This is a genomic window from Vibrio gazogenes (genome assembly GCF_023920225.1).
In the GTDB taxonomy this organism is placed as follows: Bacteria; Pseudomonadota; Gammaproteobacteria; order Enterobacterales; family Vibrionaceae; genus Vibrio; species Vibrio gazogenes.
This window is the reverse complement of sequence record NZ_CP092587.1, coordinates 456956-476353: the sequence shown is the minus strand read 5'-3', so window position 1 is coordinate 476353 and position 19398 is coordinate 456956. Positions and strand designations below refer to the sequence as shown.

20 protein-coding genes and 1 other RNA gene are annotated in these 19398 nt (G+C 45.6%); 9 read left to right on the top strand and 12 right to left on the bottom strand.

Annotated features, from left to right (window positions below):
- Positions 1–107: 107 nt before the first annotated feature.
- From lepA to rpoE, 5 genes are all read right to left on the bottom strand, one after another.
- Entirely contained in the window at positions 108–1901 is a 1794-nt protein-coding gene (lepA, locus tag MKS89_RS02215; protein WP_072960211.1) for a translation elongation factor 4, read from the bottom strand.
- A gap of 125 nt (positions 1902–2026) precedes the next feature.
- Complete coding sequence (locus MKS89_RS02210) at positions 2027–2515, bottom strand: SoxR reducing system RseC family protein (protein WP_072960214.1); 489 nt, start codon at positions 2513–2515, stop codon at positions 2027–2029.
- The gene (gene rseB / locus MKS89_RS02205) at positions 2512–3495 is read right to left on the bottom strand and encodes a sigma-E factor regulatory protein RseB (protein WP_072960217.1); all 984 of its coding nucleotides are present in this window, start codon (positions 3493–3495) and stop codon (positions 2512–2514) included. The genes MKS89_RS02210 and rseB overlap by 4 nt, the downstream gene beginning before the upstream one ends.
- Positions 3492–4154: an RseA family anti-sigma factor gene (locus tag MKS89_RS02200; protein ID WP_072960307.1), complete on the bottom strand. Its 663-nt coding sequence runs from the start codon at positions 4152–4154 to the stop codon at positions 3492–3494. Before MKS89_RS02200 ends, rseB begins: the two co-directional genes overlap by 4 nt.
- A gap of 32 nt (positions 4155–4186) precedes the next feature.
- Positions 4187–4759 carry an RNA polymerase sigma factor RpoE gene (rpoE, locus tag MKS89_RS02195; RefSeq protein WP_072960220.1) on the bottom strand — a complete coding sequence of 191 codons (573 nt, stop codon included), beginning with the start codon at positions 4757–4759 and terminating at the stop codon, positions 4187–4189.
- A 435-nt stretch (positions 4760–5194) separates the two neighbouring features.
- Between rpoE and nadB the strand changes: the two genes are divergently transcribed.
- Positions 5195–6808 (top strand): L-aspartate oxidase, encoded by a 1614-nt coding sequence (gene nadB / locus MKS89_RS02190; protein ID WP_072960223.1) that lies wholly within the window; start codon positions 5195–5197, stop codon positions 6806–6808.
- A 296-nt stretch (positions 6809–7104) separates the two neighbouring features.
- On the opposite strand, the gene MKS89_RS02185 is transcribed toward nadB, so the two are convergent.
- Both MKS89_RS02185 and MKS89_RS02180 read right to left on the bottom strand, forming a co-directional pair.
- Positions 7105–7452, bottom strand: coding sequence for a hypothetical protein (locus MKS89_RS02185; RefSeq protein WP_072960225.1), 348 nt, complete (start codon positions 7450–7452; stop codon positions 7105–7107).
- Between the two features lie 31 nt (positions 7453–7483).
- On the bottom strand, positions 7484–7744 hold the full coding sequence (locus tag MKS89_RS02180) for an FAD assembly factor SdhE (protein WP_072960228.1): 261 nt from the start codon (positions 7742–7744) through the stop codon (positions 7484–7486).
- A 312-nt stretch (positions 7745–8056) separates the two neighbouring features.
- On the opposite strand from MKS89_RS02180, the gene ygfZ reads away from it, so the two are divergent.
- From ygfZ to MKS89_RS02165, 3 genes are all read left to right on the top strand, one after another.
- Positions 8057–9031 carry a tRNA-modifying protein YgfZ gene (gene ygfZ / locus MKS89_RS02175; RefSeq protein WP_072960231.1) on the top strand — a complete coding sequence of 325 codons (975 nt, stop codon included), beginning with the start codon at positions 8057–8059 and terminating at the stop codon, positions 9029–9031.
- The gene (locus tag MKS89_RS02170) at positions 9018–9509 is read left to right on the top strand and encodes an aminoacyl-tRNA deacylase (RefSeq protein WP_072960233.1); all 492 of its coding nucleotides are present in this window, start codon (positions 9018–9020) and stop codon (positions 9507–9509) included. Before ygfZ ends, MKS89_RS02170 begins: the two co-directional genes overlap by 14 nt.
- 680 nt (positions 9510–10189) lie before the next feature.
- Complete coding sequence (locus tag MKS89_RS02165; protein WP_072960236.1) at positions 10190–10396, top strand: DUF1107 domain-containing protein; 207 nt, start codon at positions 10190–10192, stop codon at positions 10394–10396.
- Between the two features lie 43 nt (positions 10397–10439).
- Here MKS89_RS02165 and MKS89_RS02160 read toward each other — a convergent pair whose 3' ends face one another.
- The 3 genes from MKS89_RS02160 to MKS89_RS02150 form a co-directional block, all read right to left on the bottom strand.
- On the bottom strand, positions 10440–11660 hold the full coding sequence (locus MKS89_RS02160) for an FAD-dependent 2-octaprenylphenol hydroxylase (protein ID WP_072960239.1): 1221 nt from the start codon (positions 11658–11660) through the stop codon (positions 10440–10442).
- Between the two features lie 11 nt (positions 11661–11671).
- Complete coding sequence (gene ubiH, locus MKS89_RS02155; protein ID WP_072960241.1) at positions 11672–12850, bottom strand: 2-octaprenyl-6-methoxyphenyl hydroxylase; 1179 nt, start codon at positions 12848–12850, stop codon at positions 11672–11674.
- 163 nt (positions 12851–13013) lie between these two features.
- Complete coding sequence (locus MKS89_RS02150; protein WP_072960244.1) at positions 13014–13592, bottom strand: YecA/YgfB family protein; 579 nt, start codon at positions 13590–13592, stop codon at positions 13014–13016.
- Positions 13593–13851: 259 nt separating this feature from the next.
- Between MKS89_RS02150 and zapA the strand changes: the two genes are divergently transcribed.
- From zapA to serA, 5 genes are all read left to right on the top strand, one after another.
- Positions 13852–14160 (top strand): cell division protein ZapA, encoded by a 309-nt coding sequence (gene zapA, locus MKS89_RS02145; RefSeq protein ID WP_072960246.1) that lies wholly within the window; start codon positions 13852–13854, stop codon positions 14158–14160.
- 15 nt (positions 14161–14175) lie between these two features.
- A non-coding RNA gene (ssrS, locus tag MKS89_RS02140) (6S RNA) lies at positions 14176–14359 on the top strand.
- A gap of 1 nt (position 14360) precedes the next feature.
- Positions 14361–14957: a 5-formyltetrahydrofolate cyclo-ligase gene (locus tag MKS89_RS02135; protein ID WP_207521986.1), complete on the top strand. Its 597-nt coding sequence runs from the start codon at positions 14361–14363 to the stop codon at positions 14955–14957.
- Positions 14958–15111: 154 nt separating this feature from the next.
- A complete protein-coding gene (gene rpiA, locus MKS89_RS02130) occupies positions 15112–15768 on the top strand; it encodes a ribose-5-phosphate isomerase RpiA (RefSeq protein ID WP_072960249.1) in 657 nt (218 codons plus the stop codon).
- A 249-nt stretch (positions 15769–16017) separates the two neighbouring features.
- Positions 16018–17247: a phosphoglycerate dehydrogenase gene (serA, locus tag MKS89_RS02125; protein ID WP_072960251.1), complete on the top strand. Its 1230-nt coding sequence runs from the start codon at positions 16018–16020 to the stop codon at positions 17245–17247.
- Between the two features lie 179 nt (positions 17248–17426).
- Here serA and MKS89_RS02120 read toward each other — a convergent pair whose 3' ends face one another.
- Positions 17427–18746: a TRAP transporter large permease gene (locus MKS89_RS02120; protein WP_072960253.1), complete on the bottom strand. Its 1320-nt coding sequence runs from the start codon at positions 18744–18746 to the stop codon at positions 17427–17429.
- On the bottom strand, positions 18736–19383 hold the full coding sequence (locus MKS89_RS02115; RefSeq protein WP_072960256.1) for a TRAP transporter small permease subunit: 648 nt from the start codon (positions 19381–19383) through the stop codon (positions 18736–18738). The genes MKS89_RS02120 and MKS89_RS02115 overlap by 11 nt, the downstream gene beginning before the upstream one ends.
- Positions 19384–19398 lie beyond the last annotated feature (15 nt).

The window sequence follows — 19398 nt, the reverse complement described above, 5'->3', positions numbered from 1 at the left end:
GTGAAAGAACCGAGACTCTTTCACTTGATCTGTGTATATCCAAGTCACTCAACATGTTGAAAAGACATCTTGAGCTCATGGGGATAGTGCAACGGACAGAAGGTCAATTAATCTTTGCCAACATGGAGAATGGCTAAAAACGCTTCTTGAGGTAACTCGACGTTACCAATCTGTTTCATCCGTTTTTTACCTTCTTTCTGCTTCTTCAGCAGTTTTTTCTTCCGGCTGACGTCACCACCGTAACATTTTGCCAGTACGTTTTTGCGTAATTGTTTCACGGTTGAACGTGCAATAATGTGGTTACCGATTGCAGCCTGAATCGCAATATCAAACATCTGCCGAGGAATGAATTCCTTCATTTTTTCAACCAGCTGACGTCCGCGTGTCTGGGCCTGAGCTTTGTGGGTAATAATCGCCAAAGCATCCACCTTCTCGTTGTTGAGCAACACATCAACGCGCACCATGTCTGATGTTTCAAAACGTTGGAAAGCATAATCCAGAGAAGCATAACCGCGAGAAGTTGATTTTAAGCGGTCAAAAAAGTCCAGAACCACTTCAGCCATCGGAATATCGTAAGTCAAAGCAACCTGATTGCCGTGGTAGACCATATCAACCTGCACACCCCGTTTATCGACACAGAGTGTAATGACGTTCCCCAGATAATCTGAAGGCACAAGAATATTACAACGACTGATCGGCTCACGAATCTCATGGATATCGTTTATCGCTGGTAATTTAGCCGGACTATCGATATGAATCACTTCACCATCGGTTTGCTCGACCTGATACACAACCGTTGGTGCGGTTGTAATCAAATCAAGATCATATTCCCGCTCTAAGCGCTCCTGGATAATTTCCATGTGCAGCATGCCAAGGAAACCGCAACGGAAACCAAAACCAAGTGCTGCCGATGTCTCCGGCTCATAAAATAACGATGCATCGTTGAGACTGAGTTTTCCGAGTGCATCGCGGAAGTTTTCGTACTCATCCGACGAAACCGGGAATAATCCGGCATAAACCTGCGGTTTGACTTTTTTAAATCCAGGGAGAGGCTTCTCACTCCCATATTTTGCATGCGTTAACGTATCCCCGACCGGTGCACCGAGAATATCTTTGATACCACAGACAACCCAGCCCACTTCGCCAGTGCCTAACTTCTCGGTATCCACCTGCTTCGGTGTAAAGATCCCGAGGCGATCAACGCCCCAAGTTTGTCCGGTACTCATGACTTTGATCTTATCGTTCTTTTTCAGGATCCCATTTTTAATCCGTACCAAAGACACGACACCTAAATAATTGTCAAACCAAGAATCGATAATCAAGGCCTGCAAGGGGGCATCAACATCCCCTTCCGGCGGTGGTATATCTGAAACAATACGTTCCAGAACATCATCGACACCGATTCCGGTCTTCGCAGAACAACGTACAGCATCAATCGCATCAATGCCGACAATGTCCTCGATTTCTTCAGCAACCCGTTCCGGTTCTGCCGCTGGCAAGTCGATCTTGTTCAGGACAGGAACCACTTCCAAATCCATTTCAATCGCGGTATAGCAGTTGGCGAGCGTTTGCGCTTCAACGCCTTGTCCGGCATCGACAACCAACAGAGCCCCTTCACACGAAGCGAGAGAACGGGAGACCTCATAAGAGAAGTCAACGTGTCCGGGAGTATCGATAAAGTTGAGCTGGTATGTTTCTCCATCCTTGGCGAGGTAGTCCAGAGTCACACTCTGAGCTTTAATGGTAATACCACGTTCACGCTCAAGATCCATTGAATCTAGAACCTGTTCTGCCATTTCACGGTTGGTTAAGCCGCCACACACCTGAATCAGGCGATCGGAAAGCGTGGATTTACCGTGGTCGATATGGGCGATAATCGAAAAGTTACGAATGTGCTTCATAGGTTTGGGATGATTAAACTCTTTTAATATTTAGAAGAAAAAGAACAAACCGTCTCAAAGATACAGGTTCTATTCCATTTAAGTTGGCAGATTCTACCCAATTTAAAAGGGATTCGCATCATAAATCACGTTGAGACATCATGACTGACAATTGGCTCTCCTAAAACCCGGAGCAAAACAACTTCTTCCAGAGATAGCTTTTCCATTCGACGGGCCAGAATTTTGGCAATCCATACGCCACCAGCGGTGAATAAGATAGTACAGGCAATGACCCACGGCTCCCCACCACCAAGTAGTGGTGCAAGCCAAAGCTGCCCAATTCCGCCGCCTAGAATCATCATGAACAAAGGAAAAAGATAAACAATAGCAGCAGACTGCAATAGACTTTTTTCAGGAAATCCGATTTCCACAACCTGACCCGCTTTGACTTGCTGGGACGTATGCAACTGCCAAGTCAACACTTTCTTACCGATAGCTTTAGAAACCATTCCTGTGCCACAACTGGAAGATGACTCACAGTGACTACAACTGGTCTGCTGCTGACAACTCAGTTCAACCTGATAATCACCAGCATTTTCATGCACTTGAGCAACCGTTGCCAAAGCCGTCATCATGGCTGACTTTCCTCTGGCGTGGTTTTCGAGCGCTGTTTAAACGTCACGGATTGCGCAATTCGTTTTGCCGTGGATGGTGGAATATCACCAATCACTGAGATTTCAGTTTTTCCTTTCACGACGGTTTGTAATGTCCGGCGACCTTGACGGATCAACTGGTTTTTCAACGAAAGGTTGTCACTATCAGCCACATAAACCGAGAAACTAAACAAGCCGTCGGTATAGATCTGACTTTCGACCAAACGATCCGTGATTGCCATCCGGTAACGGTTCAATTCTTTAGAAGAGAATCCATTCGGAACCCAACCCACGTTCCAGAATGACTTCTTCACGGGATTTTCAGGCAATGAAAGCACATGTGGCAATTGCGCTTTATTCAGGCTCAGCATCAGCTCAGCCAATTTATGACTCAAAGAATAAGAGATGGTCCGATACTGCTCCAGTACTTCACCGTCCCGATCAACCAGATCAGCGCGGAGTGGCAGATGGCTTCGCTCATCGATCCACAGGATATAGGAATAACGCAGCCCGTCTTTCGGAACCACACGAATAACCTGACACGCTGCGCCGGCTTCTCTACCACGGCCGATTTTCACAAAATCATAATAATGACTCAGTTGATTCATGTCGCCATGGAGTAACGGAATAACCGGTGCCACCATTTTGTTGGATTCGATGGTAAATGGCTCAACTCCCGGTTCGATGTAGCTCACTTCGTCACCACGACGGATAACCTCTCGAACAGGACCACTCAGATAGACCAAGTGCGCCAAAGAATAACCATCTTCGACCGCATGCCGATATAACAATGGCTCAATTCCGTTCTTCTTAATCAGAATATAGGAAAGCTCATAATTTAATTTTTGGCTGGCACGGCTCATCTGATGCAACAAAGCCTCTGCAGAGGGTTCATCTGCAAAGGCTAGTGACACATTCAGACTGAACAGCGCAGTTACAACACTGACCAGAATTTTTTTCATTCAACAACTAACTCTTGGTTTTCACCTGAACGCACAGATGATTCCCGTTTTTGTTCGCTATAAAGTTTTAACTGTAGCTCGTAATCTTGCAACATTGCATTGACGCGGCGACGTTGTTCCTGAGCACTGTTTTCTGTCGTATGTCTCATCATCGAATCACGCGTCAGACTTACGGGCTCAGCAGTTCCGGACAGAGGGACCGTTTGTAACACTGGAAGCTGTCCATTGTCAGCAACACGCTCTCCGTCAACACCATCCCCCGTCTGATACTGTTGTACACCGACAATGACGACAAGAGAAACACAAGCAGCAACAGCAACCTGTCCCAATTGACCTAACCATGCTGGTAACTGTCTTCTGGACTGTTTTGGCGATGGCTGAGATTCCAAAGGTGTAATCGTTAAAGTGTCCGGATTCTCAGTATTATGTTGTTCATATGCCAAATCTTTACGATGGATTGGCTCATCTTCCAGCGCTAACGCAACCCGAGAGGCAATATCCCATTCCCCTTGAGGTGTATCACCACGCATCACATCGCCAATCATGTGATAGTTGCGCCATGTTTCTAAACCTTCATGATCTTGCGATAGATCGCTAATCAACGATCTATCGATCAACTCGCCATCCATAAGCGCCGAAAGTTTTTCTTTATCAGCCATTTTATTCACCATTATCTAGACAACTCCAGACATTACAAAAGCGAACCAATCCGCTTTTCTACCGCTTCTCGTGCTCGGAATATTCGTGATCTTACCGTTCCGACAGGACAATTCATCACAACCGCAATTTCTTCATAGCTCAATCCTTCCAACTCTCTCAGAGTCATTGCGGTCTTTAAATCTTCAGGCAACGCATCAATTGCCGCAAATACAGCATGTTTCAATTCTTTCGACAGCGTAATATTCTCTGGGTTCGAAATTTCTTTTAAAACATGACCACTTTCGTAATATTCCGCTTCTTCGGCATCCACATCATTTGCAGGAGGACGTCTACTTTGTGCAACGATATGGTTCTTTGCCGTATTCACGGCAATTCTGTAGAGCCACGTATAAAATGCACTTTCTCCTCGAAATGAAGGAATAGCCCGGTAGGCTTTAATAAAAGTATCCTGAGCGACATCGGCGACATCACCGCTGTTGTTTACATATCTAGCGATGAGGTTGCAAACTTTATTCTGGTACTTTACGACCAAAAGATTAAAGGCTTGCTTATCTCCACTCTGAACGCGCTCAATCAATACTTGATCAGTCAACTGCTCGTGCATTCGAGCGTATACTCCTATCGTTCATCCCTTACCTTCTCAGATATGGGTATTCATACTTCAAAATGTAGTATTGACACCACCGCTTACATGAGCAGTATAGTGAGACTCATGCACAGGAAAATAGTTCCCACCTGCGGTGAAATTTTTCTTCATATTAAAGGTGAGTCAGTCGCTGCACAAATCAGCGCTTCGTCACTTTCCTTAAATGAGGTAAAATTTCATCGATGTCAACCGTGTTTATTAAAGCATTGCATGTAGTGAAAGAGAAAAACAAGCGAAATCGGGAATTCATTCATTTTTATCTGACTGATCCATTATATCGCCACTACGTTTCAATACTTAAGGTCCAATTGTCGCTTCAGGGAGCTTGTTCATGACTCAAAACAACATGAACGGAAGAGAAATAGATTAGGAATTGTTGGGAAAAATAAAATTATGCGTGTAAATCAAGAACATCAGTGTGATGTACTCGTTATCGGAAGCGGTGCTGCCGGACTCTCACTCGCACTACGGGTTGCAAAAAAGTGTCAGGTCATTGTTCTGAGTAAAGGGGCCTGGAGTGAAGGTGCGACCTATTATGCACAAGGCGGTATTGCAGCAGTATTCGATGAGTCCGACAGTATCGAATCACATGTTCAGGATACGCTGGTTGCCGGTGGTGGCATTTGTGAAGAAGAGACCGTTCGCTTTATTGCTGAAAATGCTAAAAAGTGCGTTCAGTGGCTGATTGACGGTGGTGTGCCATTTGATCTGGACGAAGGCAGTAACCAAAACCATCCTAAGTATCATTTGACCCGGGAAGGCGGACATAGCCATCGTAGAATTCTCCATGCAGCGGACGCAACAGGCATGGCGATGCAGACATCTTTACAAGATAACGTCATCAATCACCCGAATATCAAAGTACTGGAACGCCACAACGCACTTGACCTGATTACTGAAGACAAAATTGGCGGAGATCCGAAGAAAGTGATCGGTGCCTATGTCTGGAACCGTAACGACGAACATGTCGAAACAATTAAAGCGAAATTTATCATTCTGGCAACTGGTGGCGCATCCAAAGTCTATCAATATACGTCCAATCCTGATGTTTCATCAGGAGACGGGATTGCCATAGCTTGGCGCGCAGGCTGTCGTGTCGCCAACCTAGAATTCAACCAGTTTCATCCCACCTGCCTGTATCACCCGGATTCGCGCAACTTTTTGCTGACAGAAGCGTTAAGGGGTGAAGGGGCTTTCCTACGCCGTCCCGATGGTTCCCGATTCATGCCGGATTTTGACGAGCGAGCGGAGCTGGCACCGAGGGATGTGGTCGCCAGAGCAATCGACTATGAAATGAAACGTATTGGTGCGGATTGTATGTATCTGGACATCAGTCATAAACCTGCGGACTTCATCGAAAAACATTTCCCGACCATTTACACCCGCCTTCAGAGTCTGGGAATAGACATGACCAAAGAGCCGATTCCGATTGTTCCTGCAGCACACTATACCTGTGGTGGGGTAATGGTGAACCGCCAAGGGGAAACCGATCTCAAGCAACTTTATGCCATTGGTGAAGTCAGCTATACCGGCTTACATGGTGCGAACAGAATGGCATCCAACTCATTACTGGAGTGTGTGGTTTATGCCCGTTCTGCGGCACAAGATATTCTCGAAAAGCTCGAACATGCTCAGCTTGCTAAGTCACTTCCGCCTTGGGATGAGAGCCAAGTCACCTGCTCCGATGAAGAAGTTGTCATTCAACATAACTGGCATGAGCTGCGACTCTTCATGTGGGATTATATGGGCATCGTTCGCACAGATAAACGTTTAGAACGTGCTTTGAGAAGGATTCACCTGCTTCAACAGGAAACGCATGAATATTATAGTAATTTCCGGGTCTCCAATAATCTCATCGAACTCAGAAACTTACTTCAGGTTGCCGAACTGATGATCTGTTGTGCAATGCAGCGTAAGGAAAGCCGCGGATTGCATTACACGCTGGATTATCCGGAGCTATTAGAGAATAGTGGCCCGACCGTCCTTGACCCTAAAGATTTTTCCTGAGTCTGGATGATGTTGAAAGCGCGTTACTAGGGGCTGTTGACCTTTCGTGATGGTTTTTGCAGCAATTTGTCGTGCATTTAGTCAAGGCAGGTCATGTGAAGTGTAGCGATCTACATGAACCATGACCTAACGCTGGATAAATGAGCGACAAATGCTGCCCAGAGGGTTCATCTGAACGTGTCTTGCTCTTTGTTGCGGGTCATTTGCTTAGGATAGCTAAGCGGCATGCCCCGCGTCGCGATCAATACCCGTTCAGATTGAACAAAATTCAACCATGAAAGGTCAACAGCCCCTAGTCAACGGAGGTGATAACGCCTCCGTTTTTCCATCACCAAAAGCTGCCGATATGTATGATCCCGGCAGCTATCACGCCACAGAATCTGCCGCTTACCATGTTCTCCGACGAAAATCACGAACCAGATTGCAAATGAAAGTTCAACTTGCTCAATCCTCTGCTGTCGAATGCCAGCGATCAGCATACCCGTATCCGTATATCGGCATGGTTCAGAGATCACAGGTAACAAGAGTTTTTGTTCATGCCAGATATTCAGCAGCCAGCCGATACAAATAATCGAGGGAATCAGGGGAAAATTGGTAGAAATTAATGCCCAGATGGAAAGTTGAACAATCAACCATTGAACCATATAGGCATTCAAAGAGACTGAGGCGTAAAGATTAACGGACTTTAGCAAGGTTATAAGCGACTATCTTATCAACCATCGAAGCATGACTGAGATTTTCACTCCGCTTATGCCCCATCAGCCAAGAAAAGAGATCCGGATCATCACATTCCAATAAAGAAACAAAATCCTGCTGATCGGATTCACTCAATTGATCAAAACATTCTTCAAAGAATGACATAATCACCACATCTAGTTCCAACATACCACGTCGGCATGCCCACTTAATACGGGCTTTCTCTTCGTCGGTATACATTATAAAACCTCATTGATTTAATTTTTATTAGTGTATCAAGGGAGCACTCGACCCGCTACTAAGTGGGTCACAGTCCAATCTAAGCGACAAAACTTATCCGATTTAACATACCTTTCTGACGATTAGCAAAAGATTTATCTGAAAACGATAGTATGATTTGAACTCGCCCGTATTTGTCGGTAAATGTCTACCATGAAATAACATCGCGTGTCATCCTTGCAATACAAGAAAACACGTCCCAACAGTTGATTTGGGGATCAAAAGATTTACATATAGAATGTCCCCATTCAATCGGCACAAGGTGATACAGATATGACACAAGAAAACAACTTTCACCCTTTCGAACATACGCCAGAAACCCCCTTACCGAATTTACTCCTCACCCAACTCTCGTCATGGGGATATATTACCGCTACCGGAGCAGATCAGAAATCTTATCTACAGGGTCAGATTACCTGTGACATCGTTTCGCTCGAGAAAGATCAATCAACGTTCGGTGCACATTGCGATCCGAAAGGAAAAGTCTGGTCGGTATTTCGCATTTTCCGCCACAACCATGGCTACGCCATGTTCCAACCGACCAGTGCAATTGATGCCGAACTCAAGGCTCTCAAAAAATATGCGGTCTTTTCCAAGATCGAGCTCACGCAAGGCGATGACATGCTTCTCGGAGTGATGGGAAAAGATGCTGAGAATTACATCAATACCCTCAGTGATACTCGTGGCGATGTCCGGGAGATCGAAGGCGGCACGGCAGTAAAAATCTCTGCGCAACGCTGGTTATTGATCACAAACCAGCCGACAGCCCAATCATTCATAGCCGACTTTCAGGGTGAAAAAGTCACCGAAAGCTTATGGACCCGTTTTGACATTGAAGAAGCGCTACCGATTGTGACGGCGAACGAACAGGAACAACACATTCCCCAAGCGCTGAATCTTCAGGCGCTCGGTGGCATTAGCTTTAGTAAAGGCTGTTATACCGGGCAGGAAATCGTGGCGCGAGCAAAATATCGTGGTACCAACAAACGCGCTATGTACATCCTTAAAGGAAACATCGACACAACATTCAACAGCGAGCAACCACTCGAGTTGGAACGTTCCGTCGGGGAAAACTGGCGCAGTGTCGGTCGCTTTCTTGCGGTCTATCCATTTAGTGATCATTCTGCAATTGGTCTTATCATCCTGCCAAACAATCTGGAAGCAGATACCCGCTTCAGAATCGTGGGGGCACCACAAACAGAGTGGACAATACAACCACTCCCTTATGGTTTGGATGATGAATCCTAATCTGGATACCCAAATCCTTGAATTCCTCCGGCAGCAGCAGGTGCCACACCGGCTGCTGCTGCAACAAGAAGCAGCCGTCACGATCGAAGCAGCTGCGATTTTACGTGGAATTCGCCCGGCTCAAATGGTCAAGTGTGTTCTACTGAGAGATATGAGTGAACGTTATGCATTAGCTTGTGTGCCGGGCCATCTGTCCGTCGATCCCAAAAAAGTCAGATCCTACCTTGGGTGGAGAAGAATGACATGTGCAACAAGCGACCAAGTTTTGCAGGTAACAGGCTACCCTGTTGGTGCGGTCACACCGTTACTGCTTAAAACCAATATGCCGATCCTGTTTGATCCCGTGATTTCCCAAGAATCAGAAATTACTATCAGTAGCGGTGACCTGCATGCCGGCATCGCAATACAAGCCAAAGACTTACTTCAACTTGTTCAGCCCGTCATTTTCTCCATTCATCGCGAACCTCCTGTCTGTTAGTGTAATTCATTGCAAAAATATGTGATCAATATCAAATATAAACAAATCAACAAGTGAATTGTTAAGCAAAAATAAAACATAAATAGTCATTTATTATTTTTTCACGTAGTCTGGTTGATGTTGGTTCAGTCACGTTTTTTCAACAAAATCGCGACTGAATTGACGGAAAAGTGAAACTGATTCAAGTCAGTACATCCACTTTTTGTGTAATGCATCTGTGACTATTTAGCCCGTATCCAAACAGATGCGGGCTTTTTTTCATCAAAGTTAGGGATTTTTTTTGACAGCCATCGGTCAAAAACTATATTCATGGATAAGCATCATAAAATTTAACAATGGTTCAGCAATTTTGTTATAAAAGTGTCACAATGATCGGGCCTAATAGTCCACCGAGAACGGGGATAGCACATCGTTGCACAAGATGTGTGTAAGCTGTCTCAAAGTTAACAGAACCGATACAGCCTATTTGTCTCGTTCTGTTAAATATGTAGATGACAGCACAAAAATTCAATTGACTCATCATGTCATGATTATTTCACTACAAATATCACAGTATGAAGAATGAAATAAAATAAAATCGTGAGAGTGAATTGAGTTCTCACAAAGGTGATGTTGAGGTTTGCTGGCTGTGAAGTCACCAAGTTAACAATCACCTCAGATATTCAGGAAAGGACGATAATATGAGACTGTTTAAGCGCTATATACCGAGTATGATTGCTAAACATATTAGTCGGCTATTTAAAGGTAGAATCTACATTGACGGTATTGGCAAATTTGAGTTCGATCAGGGAAAACTGATGCTTCCGGAACAAGCAGAACAACGTCATTATCGAACGGTCAAAGAAATCAATCAGGAAATTATGCGACTAAAATACGTATGCGCATAACCAGAATAATAGGGCAACGAATTCGTTGCCCTTCGATAATGTGTCACTCGATAATTCCTGTTTTCGCAAGCTCCGGTAAGTGCCCCCGAATCCCCAAAGCCCGCAACATCATGTCGTTTTTGACATATGGTACTTGATTTAATACCGATATACCCATCCCCCGCACTAATTTCTTCACTGGAAAATCTCCGGAAAATAATGTCTTAAATCCCTGCATTGCCGCAATCATCTTGGCAGCTTCAGCTTTTCTCCAGCGTTCATATTGGCGTAGGTTTCGTTGGTATCCAATGTCTTTGCCTTGCTGCCATAACGTCTTGATTTCCTGAGCTAACGATGCCGCATCAAGCAGCCCAAGGTTAACCCCCTGCCCTGCCAGTGGGTGAATGGTATGGGCAGCATCCCCGGCGAGTGCAATACGCTCACAGACAAAGTTTCGGGCATAACGCATTTTCAAAGGAAAGACCGCTCGTTCGCTAACTAACTCACATAAACCAAGATGCCGATCAAATTCAGTACAGAGTGAGCGGTTGAATTGCTCTGCTGTCATATTTAACAATGCTTCTGCTCGCTCGGGAGCTGTAGACCAGACAATAGAGCACATATGCGGATCAGTCAGAGGCAAAAATGCCAACGGCCCCAGTGGTGTAAAGATCTGCCGTGCAATATGCTGATGGGGCTCTTCCGTCATTACATTTGCGACCAAAGCTGTGTGGTCATAATCCCAATGCGTTAACGGAATATCCTGCTGCTGACGAACCCAAGAGTTTGCACCGTCCGTACCTACAACCAGCTTCGCGGTCAAAGCACGACCATTATCCAGAGTCAACCAAGCTTCACTTTCACCCACGACCAGACTCTGGCAATGCGTCGGCATAAAAAAGGTGACATTTTGCTGGGATTGCACGACATCCAAAGCCGCCAGTTGAATCACTCTGTTCTCAACGATATGACCTAAATCTGGCTGAGCAAGCTGTTGACAGTCAAACTCAATCCGGGCAAAGCTGTCTTTTTCCCAAACATGCATTCCACCATAAGGCGCAGCCCGACGTTGGGCAATTCCTTCCCAGATCCCAACATTCTTTAGAATATGTTCACTGGCTCGGCTCAAAGCTGAGACGCGGATATCCGGCACTTCACCTAATGTTGCATCCGGCGTGTGACCTTCAATCACAGCAATTCTCAAGTCCGTATTCTTCAGTGCTGCGGCCAATGTCAACCCAACCATACCACCACCGATAATGGCAATATCAAAACTTTGCATCATATAAAAACCTTCTAACGAGATACGTATCCCAGTGTCCGAGTCAACAAGGGTTGTTTGAGCACAGGGAGGTTATCAATGGCCATCAACCCTAAATTTCTTCCCACAACCGTCGGAAACCACGCATTAGAGAAAGTGTGGACCAGCGTGGAAGTCATTATCATCGTCTTTTGTCGATCGGGGGTGCGACGTTGTTGGAATGCAGACAGTGCAGCATAACATCCGACATCATTCGGATAGCGTCGCACTTCTTCAACCAATGTTGCAATATCCCGAATGCCCAGATTAAATCCCTGACCGGCAATCGGGTGGAGTGTTTGAGCAGCATTACCGATAATGGCAAAACGATGAGAAACCGCGCGAGTGCGATAGGTCAGCTTGAGCGGATAAGCCGCCCGTGTTCCGACACGGTTCATTTTTCCCAACCGCCAACCAAATGTCTGCTGAAGCTTGGCTAAGAATGTGTCATCGTCTTGAGCAAGCATTTCTGCCAAAGAATCAGGCCTGATACACCACGCCATTGCCATTCGTTGACGCGACATGGGCAGCAGGGCCAATGGTCCGGAAGTCGTGAAACGTTCAAAAGCCTGTCCCTGATGAGGCTGACTTAATTCAACATTTGCAATCACTGCAACCTGTTCAAAGTCACGCACCTCAGAAGTGATTCCGAGCTGATGGCAACAGGTCGATGTATTGCCATCTGCGGCAATCAATAGTTTGCCACGGAGCGTGGATTGATCAGCAAGTTGCACTTGTACTTCGTCAGTGGTTCGCTCAACGCTTTGGATCGTTGCCGGGCAAAACAGAGAAATCGCGGCACGTTCCTGCAACAAGCGATGATAAACTTGGCCGACATCAGCCAACTCAACCACATAACCCAGTGCGGACATCCCAAGGCGACTAGCTTCAAAATCTGTCATCCCGGCATGTCCCCGGTCGGAAATATGAATCCGAGAAATCGGTGTCGCATAAGGTTGAATCGCATCCCAGAGCTGATATGCCTGAAGTATTTGAACGGTTCCGTCAGAAAGTGCAATTGATCGTGCATCAAATCCGGGATGCGTCTGCGTCGAAAAATCACATGACTCAACCACTGCGATCCGAAGTTTTCCACCAAAACTGGCATCTAATGCCAGTGCCAGTGTCGCTCCAGCCATTGCACCACCAGAAATAATGACATCAAACATTTTCATTCAACTGCTTTCCGTTTGTATAGGTTCCCGTATAACTCTGCCATAAATCAAGCCCAGCTCAGTAAGACCGTAGTAGAGTGAGACATTCACGCGTAATAACAATGGACTGAATCCCTGATATATAACTGTCGGTATCAACCCAACGTTCGACAATCCAACCGATTTAATGAATGGTGGGACGCTTGTTTTCGGTTTTGATCCGCATGCCATATTCAGCATGGATCGCTAAGACACAGGCTTTTACATGCTCGATAACCTGCTCAAGTATTAGCGCCTGTTCCTCAAGATCATCATCTTCATCAATCCCAAGCCGAGCCATCTCTTCCAAATCAGCCAAAGCTTCTTTGGCGTCATTCGACAGCTTATTGATATTCGGATGAGCTAATCCCAAACCGGAGATAAAGTGATTAATCCATTCGGAAACGCCATCGGCTAATTCAAACAGACCATGCTCACCATCGCCTGTCGGTAGAAACAACCACAACTGAAAATGATTCTGGGTGATTTCTTCCGCTGTATGGGCCATCAGCTCACCGGCCAAACCCAATGCTGCCATCGGCCAGCCCATGCCATCGTTGGTATAATCAAATAAGAGCGGCTGCCAACGCCCATCTTCCGAACTCAAACCACCAGATAACATACCGGTTAACAGTCCATGTAGTTCAGCTGGTGTTACAGAGAGGGAAACAGACTTTAGCGTCTCAGCAAAAGACTCATATTTAGGAAACTTATTGTCACTCATAGGGCTGCCTAAAGAAAAATAAAACTAATCCTACCACCTCAGTCTCATTGCTGAAATGTTCAAAACATCAAATCTGTTAAACTATCCGGAACAATAGCCTAGGTTTTGTCCGAATTGTCTAAGATCTGTGTTTTTAACCAATCATTGACCTTGATATCAAGGGAAAGACTTGAATCTTATCGATGCTTTTCCTATAGTTTCCGTCTTGGTGATACCGTCAACGTATCATCCACAGTGGCATGTTGCGAGTTCATAAGTCATGAGTAATCAAGCGGTTGATGTTGAGATTTTAGGAAAAATAACACGAGTGAATTGTCCCCCGGGTCAAGAAGACTCACTGATTCAGGCGGCAAAAGAGCTTGATAATCGTTTGAAAGAGATGGCGGAAAGAACTAAGGTGACAAATGAAGTGAAGTTACTCACGATTGCTGCTTTAAATATTTGTTATGAGTTACAAAGCCAGATAAAAGAGAATCAACAGACGACGTCGAATCTGGCAACCCGGATGGAGTTGCTCTCCACATCGCTGGATCAGGTGATTCATCAAGTCGAGCAAGAAAAATCGTAACTCAGCGCCACAAAATTTACCCTGAAGTGTTCGTCAGCGGATTACGTCCCTGAGCCGATAAGCAATACATAAGGGTTGGTACTTGTTGGCTATTGAGCAAGCTCGGCACGCACCGAGAAGCCTACGGTCAACATTACTAATCCGCCTTGAACCAGCTGGTTCAAGGGTCAAACATCTGCAACGGCACTTTGGGGTTCCCTATGCACCAGAACGACATGACGCGCGCTGATTTCAGAAAGCAGATCCGCGACAGAAGAAAACAGCTCTCTGATGCGTTTCAGCAAGCGGCCAGTGAGCAGATGATTCGTCAGCTTTCTCACTTACCCGAGCTGGATACCAGCCAACATATCGCTGTTTATTTATCAACTGATGGGGAACTCTCAACCCACGCCTTGATTGAATGGCTCTGGCAACAAGGCAAATCCGTTTATCTCCCCGTGCTTCATCCTTTTTCAACCGGTCAGCTCCTTTTCTTACGCTATACACCAGAAACTGACATGGTTCAGAACCGTTACGGTATTGCCGAACCACGGCTGAATCAGCTGTTGATTCTTCCGACACGCCAGCTTGATCTGATTTTTACGCCACTGGTTGGCTTCGATGCATCAGGACACCGTCTCGGTATGGGGGGCGGTTATTATGATCGAACCTTAGAACCTTGGTTTAAAAGCCGAAGCGGAGCCAAACCTATCGGGCTCGCCCACTCGTGCCAGTTTGTCGAACGACTGCCGATCGAATCTTGGGATGTGCCTCTACCAAAGATCGTTACGCCCGACAAAATATGGTCATGGGAATAAACGGGCATATAACCGTACAACACGATGTGATACAAGACAGCGGAAAAGAAGGATTGACGCTGCAACTCCTGTGAAGATGAGTATATAATCCTCCGCGGAAATATCGATTACATATTCAGATAGCATTTACGCGCAATCAGCAGGAGATCAATACATGACCCAGGACGAAATGAAAAAAGAGGCGGGATGGGCTGCACTCAAATATGTCGTCAAAGGAGGCATTATCGGAGTAGGCACCGGCTCGACCGTCAATCACTTTATCGACGCTTTAGGGTCAGTCAAAGATGAGATTAAAGGCGCTGTCTCCAGCTCAAAAGCATCGACAGAGAAACTTGAGGCATTAGGGATTCAAGTATACGACTGTAATGATGTTGAAAAACTGGATGTCTATATTGATGGTGCCGATGAAATCAACCCAACGCGGGATATGATCAAAGGCGGTGGCGCAGCCCTCACGCGGGAAAAAATCGTTGCTGCAATCTCCGATACATTTGTGTGCATTGTTGACGGCACCAAGACGGTTGATGTACTGGGTCAGTTTCCGCTGCCCATCGAGGTCATTCCAATGGCTCGAGAGCAAGTTTCCCGAGCGCTGAAAAAACTCGGGGGCGAACCGGTTTATCGTGACGGAGTGCTGACTGATAATGGCAACATCATCCTCGATGTACACAATATGCAAATTACTGATCCCAAAGCCTTGGAATCAGCCCTCAATAATATTCCCGGTGTTGTAACTAATGGTCTGTTTGCACATCGCGGGGCAGATATCGTGATTATCGGTACGCCCGACGGCACCCAATTTATTGAGTAAATCATTAGAATTCTTTGCACCAATATGAATAGATCATGGAAAACGGTACGTTGCGTGCCGTTTTTTTATTGGCTATAGAAAAATTATTCCTTATGACGGAAATTTCTTACCAATTAGGGATTTTTTTTGTTACTTTATGGTGAGAAGATGCACGAGGCAAACGTTTGCTTGTTAATAAAATGCTAAATTCTCCGTTTTGACCACAGTGCACCCCATTTCTTCATCTTTCCATCGTTAAGGACAAAAATAATGGCCAAGGTTTCATTGGAAAAAAACAAAATTAAAATTTTACTTCTTGAAGGTGTTCATAGCTCTGCAGTAGCGGTGCTTCAGGAAGCTGGCTATACCAATATCGAATATCACAAAGGTTCATTATCCGAAGCCAAACTATTAGAAGCCATTCAGGATGCTCATTTTGTCGGTATTCGTTCCCGTACCAACCTGACGGAGAATGTTATCAACGCAGCGAAGAAACTGGTTGGTATCGGTTGTTTTTGTATCGGAACCAATCAAGTTGATTTGAGTGCGGCGGCAAAACGCGGGATTCCGGTCTTCAATGCCCCCTTCTCCAATACCCGCAGTGTTGCCGAACTGGTTATGGGTGAAATTTTGCTACTGCTACGGGGCGTGCCTGAAAAAAATGCGTTAGCACACCGCGGTATCTGGAAAAAAAGTGCGGATCAAAGCTTCGAGGCTCGCGGGAAGAATCTCGGGATCATCGGCTATGGTCATATCGGTACGCAGCTGGGAATTATTGCTGAAAACTTAGGGATGCGGGTTTATTACTACGATATCGAGAACAAACTGTCTCTGGGCAATTCAATCCAAGTTGCTTCTCTGGCAGAGCTGCTCGGTAAATGCGATGTCATCACTCTGCATGTGCCTGAAACACCTGACACCAAAAATATGATTTCCAGTAAAGAATTCTCTCAAATGAGACCGAATTCAATTTTCATCAATGCGGCACGGGGAACTGTCGTCGATATTGATGCCCTATGTGGTGCATTGGAATCAAAACAAGTGACAGGGGCGGCAATCGACGTATTCCCGGTTGAACCAAAAACGAATGCAGACCCGTTCGAGTCCCCACTGCTTCAGTTTGACAACGTCATCCTGACTCCGCATGTCGGTGGCTCAACGCAAGAAGCGCAAGAAAATATCGGGATCGAAGTGGCAGGCAAGATTGTCAAATACTCTGATAATGGCTCGACCGTATCCAGTGTTAACCTACCAGAAGTATCGCTGCCAGAACTCAGAGAATGTTCTCGTCTGCTTCATATTCACAAAAACCGTCCGGGCATTCTCAATCAGATCAACACGATTTTCGCAGAGGATGGTATCAACATCGCCGCGCAGTATCTGCAAACTTCTGCTGATGTCGGTTATGTGGTCATTGACGTTGAAACAGCCCGCTCAGAAGAAGCATTGCGTAAGCTGAAGAAAATCGAAGGAACAATCCGCGCACGGATTCTGCATTAATCCCAGCTTGATATCTCAAGTTCAAAGCCCTTTCTCTATGGAAAGGGCTTTTCCTTTTATCATCCTTGTTCAAGTCGAAACATACAGTAAAAAACATTGTAAAAAACCTGCCATCGGGCAGGTTTTCATCAAACGGTTAATACTTTAATACGGATAAAAATCGTCTATGGAACAAGCCATTAATGAATGACCAAGTTCGGTAACCAAGTCACCAGATCCGGGAAAATCATACAAATGACCAACACAATAAACTGTACGGTAATAAACGGTAATACCGATTTATACAGATCCATCATGGTCACCCCTTTCGGGGCAATTCCTTTCAGATAGAACAACGCAAAACCGTACGGTGGTGTCTGAACAGCAATCACAATATTCAGAATCATCAACACACCGAACCAAATCGGATCGTAGCCAAGTGATACCGCAACCGGCGTAAATATTGGGGCACACATCAGTACAATGATAAATTCATCGATGATGAATCCCAGTAACAGCATGATCAGCTGGAACATGATAATGATCATGATTGGTGGTAAATCCAACCCTTGGGTAAAGCCGGACACCATCCCTTGAATTCCCATCAGTAAATGAAAATTACTGAAAACCGATGCACCGAGAATAATCCACATTGCTACGCTCACCAGCAGCGCGGTTTGCATTCCCGAACGTCTGAGCATCTCCGGTTTAAAACGCTTAAACAGGATCGATAACAGGATCGCCCCCATCACACCCAAAGCCCCGGATTCAGTCGGTGTTGCAATCCCGGCGATAATACTGCCGAGAACCACCACGATCAGAGCAAGTGACGACGCACCGTCGCGGATAGTCTTAAACCGCTCGTATCCTTTCGGCACCTGAATATCGTTGTCAGAATCAAGCGGGGCCCGTTCCGGATTCAATTTGCAAGAGATCACCACGTAAGTGATCAACAGAACAATCGTAATCAGCGCGGGGATCATGGCTCCCAAGAACATTTTGCCAACTGAATTTTGTGTCGCCGAAGCAAACATGATCATTGGAATACTCGGTGGAATAAGAATACCCAAAGAGCCACCAGCCATAATCACCCCAAGAGCCAGCTTCTTGTCATAGCCACGATCAAGCATTGGTTTGAGAGCAATACTACTGGAAGTCATGATACCGGCACCGATGATGCCAACCATGGCTCCAATCATGGAACAAACCCCAATGACACTAATGGCCAAAGAACCGCGCACTCGGCCGATAAACAGTTGACTGGCATTAAACATGGCATCCCCAATCCCGGAGCGGGTGAGGATCTGTCCCATGTAAATATAAAGTGGAATCGCTAACAGAATAAAATTAAAAAATGTACTCTCAACGGTGGTCGGCACAATATTAAACAGCGCCTCTCCCCAAACCAGATAACCGACACCCATGGCAATGCCGCCCAATGCCAGTCCCACCTGCGCACCTAGCACAAAAGCGGTCAGAATACATGCCAGCAAAACAAGGGTTAACATCTCAATTCCCATTTGAATTCTCCTTGTCACAAACGGACTTCTCTACCGGATGCTCCTCTGCATGAAACAGCTCATCATCTAAACTGACATGGAAAGGCTGATCATCTAAGCTGACATGCGGATGCACAGTTCCGCTCAATTCGCGTCCTGTGATGAGAAAAAACAGGTTACTGATCAATTCAGTTGAATATTGGGCAACAAAAATGCTTGCGGATACAGAGATCATCAGCCAGAAGTGATACATCGGTGGGGCCCATTCACTCTTGGTTCTGTAATTATATTGAAGGCTTTCCAAAAACATGCCATAGCAAGTTTTGATCATGACCACTAAAAATCCTATTGCCAAAACCGCAGTGATCAGGTCAAAAATCCGGCGAGTCTTTTCCGAGACTTTACCGTGTACGATGTCCACGTTAATGTGTGCTTCACGTTGTTGCGCATATGCACCGCCTAAAGCGGCAATATATCCAAACAGAAAAAGTGAAGTGTCATACCCCCAAATAGTTGGTCTATCAATCACATAACGGGCGAAAACTTCGTAGGCAACAATCGTGGCTAATACAGGAAGCAGATATGATACCGAACGCCCGATTAGGCCAACCACATATCTGACTAACTGGCAATATCCTCTTAAAATTGATTCAAGCATATAAACTCCCAAACC

Bases quoted from the DNA above. Each gene is read 5' to 3' on its own strand.
- lepA (WP_072960211.1), bottom strand. From the start codon at position 1,901: ATGAAGCACATTCGTAACTTTTCGATTATCGCCCATATCGACCACGGT.
- MKS89_RS02210 (WP_072960214.1), bottom strand. From the start codon at position 2,515: ATGATGACGGCTTTGGCAACGGTTGCTCAAGTGCATGAAAATGCTGGT.
- rseB (WP_072960217.1), bottom strand. From the start codon at position 3,495: ATGAAAAAAATTCTGGTCAGTGTTGTAACTGCGCTGTTCAGTCTGAAT.
- MKS89_RS02200 (WP_072960307.1), bottom strand. From the start codon at position 4,154: ATGGCTGATAAAGAAAAACTTTCGGCGCTTATGGATGGCGAGTTGATC.
- rpoE (WP_072960220.1), bottom strand. From the start codon at position 4,759: ATGCACGAGCAGTTGACTGATCAAGTATTGATTGAGCGCGTTCAGAGT.
- nadB (WP_072960223.1), top strand. From the start codon at position 5,195: ATGCGTGTAAATCAAGAACATCAGTGTGATGTACTCGTTATCGGAAGC.
- MKS89_RS02185 (WP_072960225.1), bottom strand. From the start codon at position 7,452: ATGGTTCAATGGTTGATTGTTCAACTTTCCATCTGGGCATTAATTTCT.
- MKS89_RS02180 (WP_072960228.1), bottom strand. From the start codon at position 7,744: ATGTATACCGACGAAGAGAAAGCCCGTATTAAGTGGGCATGCCGACGT.
- ygfZ (WP_072960231.1), top strand. From the start codon at position 8,057: ATGACACAAGAAAACAACTTTCACCCTTTCGAACATACGCCAGAAACC.
- MKS89_RS02170 (WP_072960233.1), top strand. From the start codon at position 9,018: ATGATGAATCCTAATCTGGATACCCAAATCCTTGAATTCCTCCGGCAG.
- MKS89_RS02165 (WP_072960236.1), top strand. From the start codon at position 10,190: ATGAGACTGTTTAAGCGCTATATACCGAGTATGATTGCTAAACATATT.
- MKS89_RS02160 (WP_072960239.1), bottom strand. From the start codon at position 11,660: ATGATGCAAAGTTTTGATATTGCCATTATCGGTGGTGGTATGGTTGGG.
- ubiH (WP_072960241.1), bottom strand. From the start codon at position 12,850: ATGAAAATGTTTGATGTCATTATTTCTGGTGGTGCAATGGCTGGAGCG.
- MKS89_RS02150 (WP_072960244.1), bottom strand. From the start codon at position 13,592: ATGAGTGACAATAAGTTTCCTAAATATGAGTCTTTTGCTGAGACGCTA.
- zapA (WP_072960246.1), top strand. From the start codon at position 13,852: ATGAGTAATCAAGCGGTTGATGTTGAGATTTTAGGAAAAATAACACGA.
- MKS89_RS02135 (WP_207521986.1), top strand. From the start codon at position 14,361: ATGCACCAGAACGACATGACGCGCGCTGATTTCAGAAAGCAGATCCGC.
- rpiA (WP_072960249.1), top strand. From the start codon at position 15,112: ATGACCCAGGACGAAATGAAAAAAGAGGCGGGATGGGCTGCACTCAAA.
- serA (WP_072960251.1), top strand. From the start codon at position 16,018: ATGGCCAAGGTTTCATTGGAAAAAAACAAAATTAAAATTTTACTTCTT.
- MKS89_RS02120 (WP_072960253.1), bottom strand. From the start codon at position 18,746: ATGGGAATTGAGATGTTAACCCTTGTTTTGCTGGCATGTATTCTGACC.
- MKS89_RS02115 (WP_072960256.1), bottom strand. From the start codon at position 19,383: ATGCTTGAATCAATTTTAAGAGGATATTGCCAGTTAGTCAGATATGTG.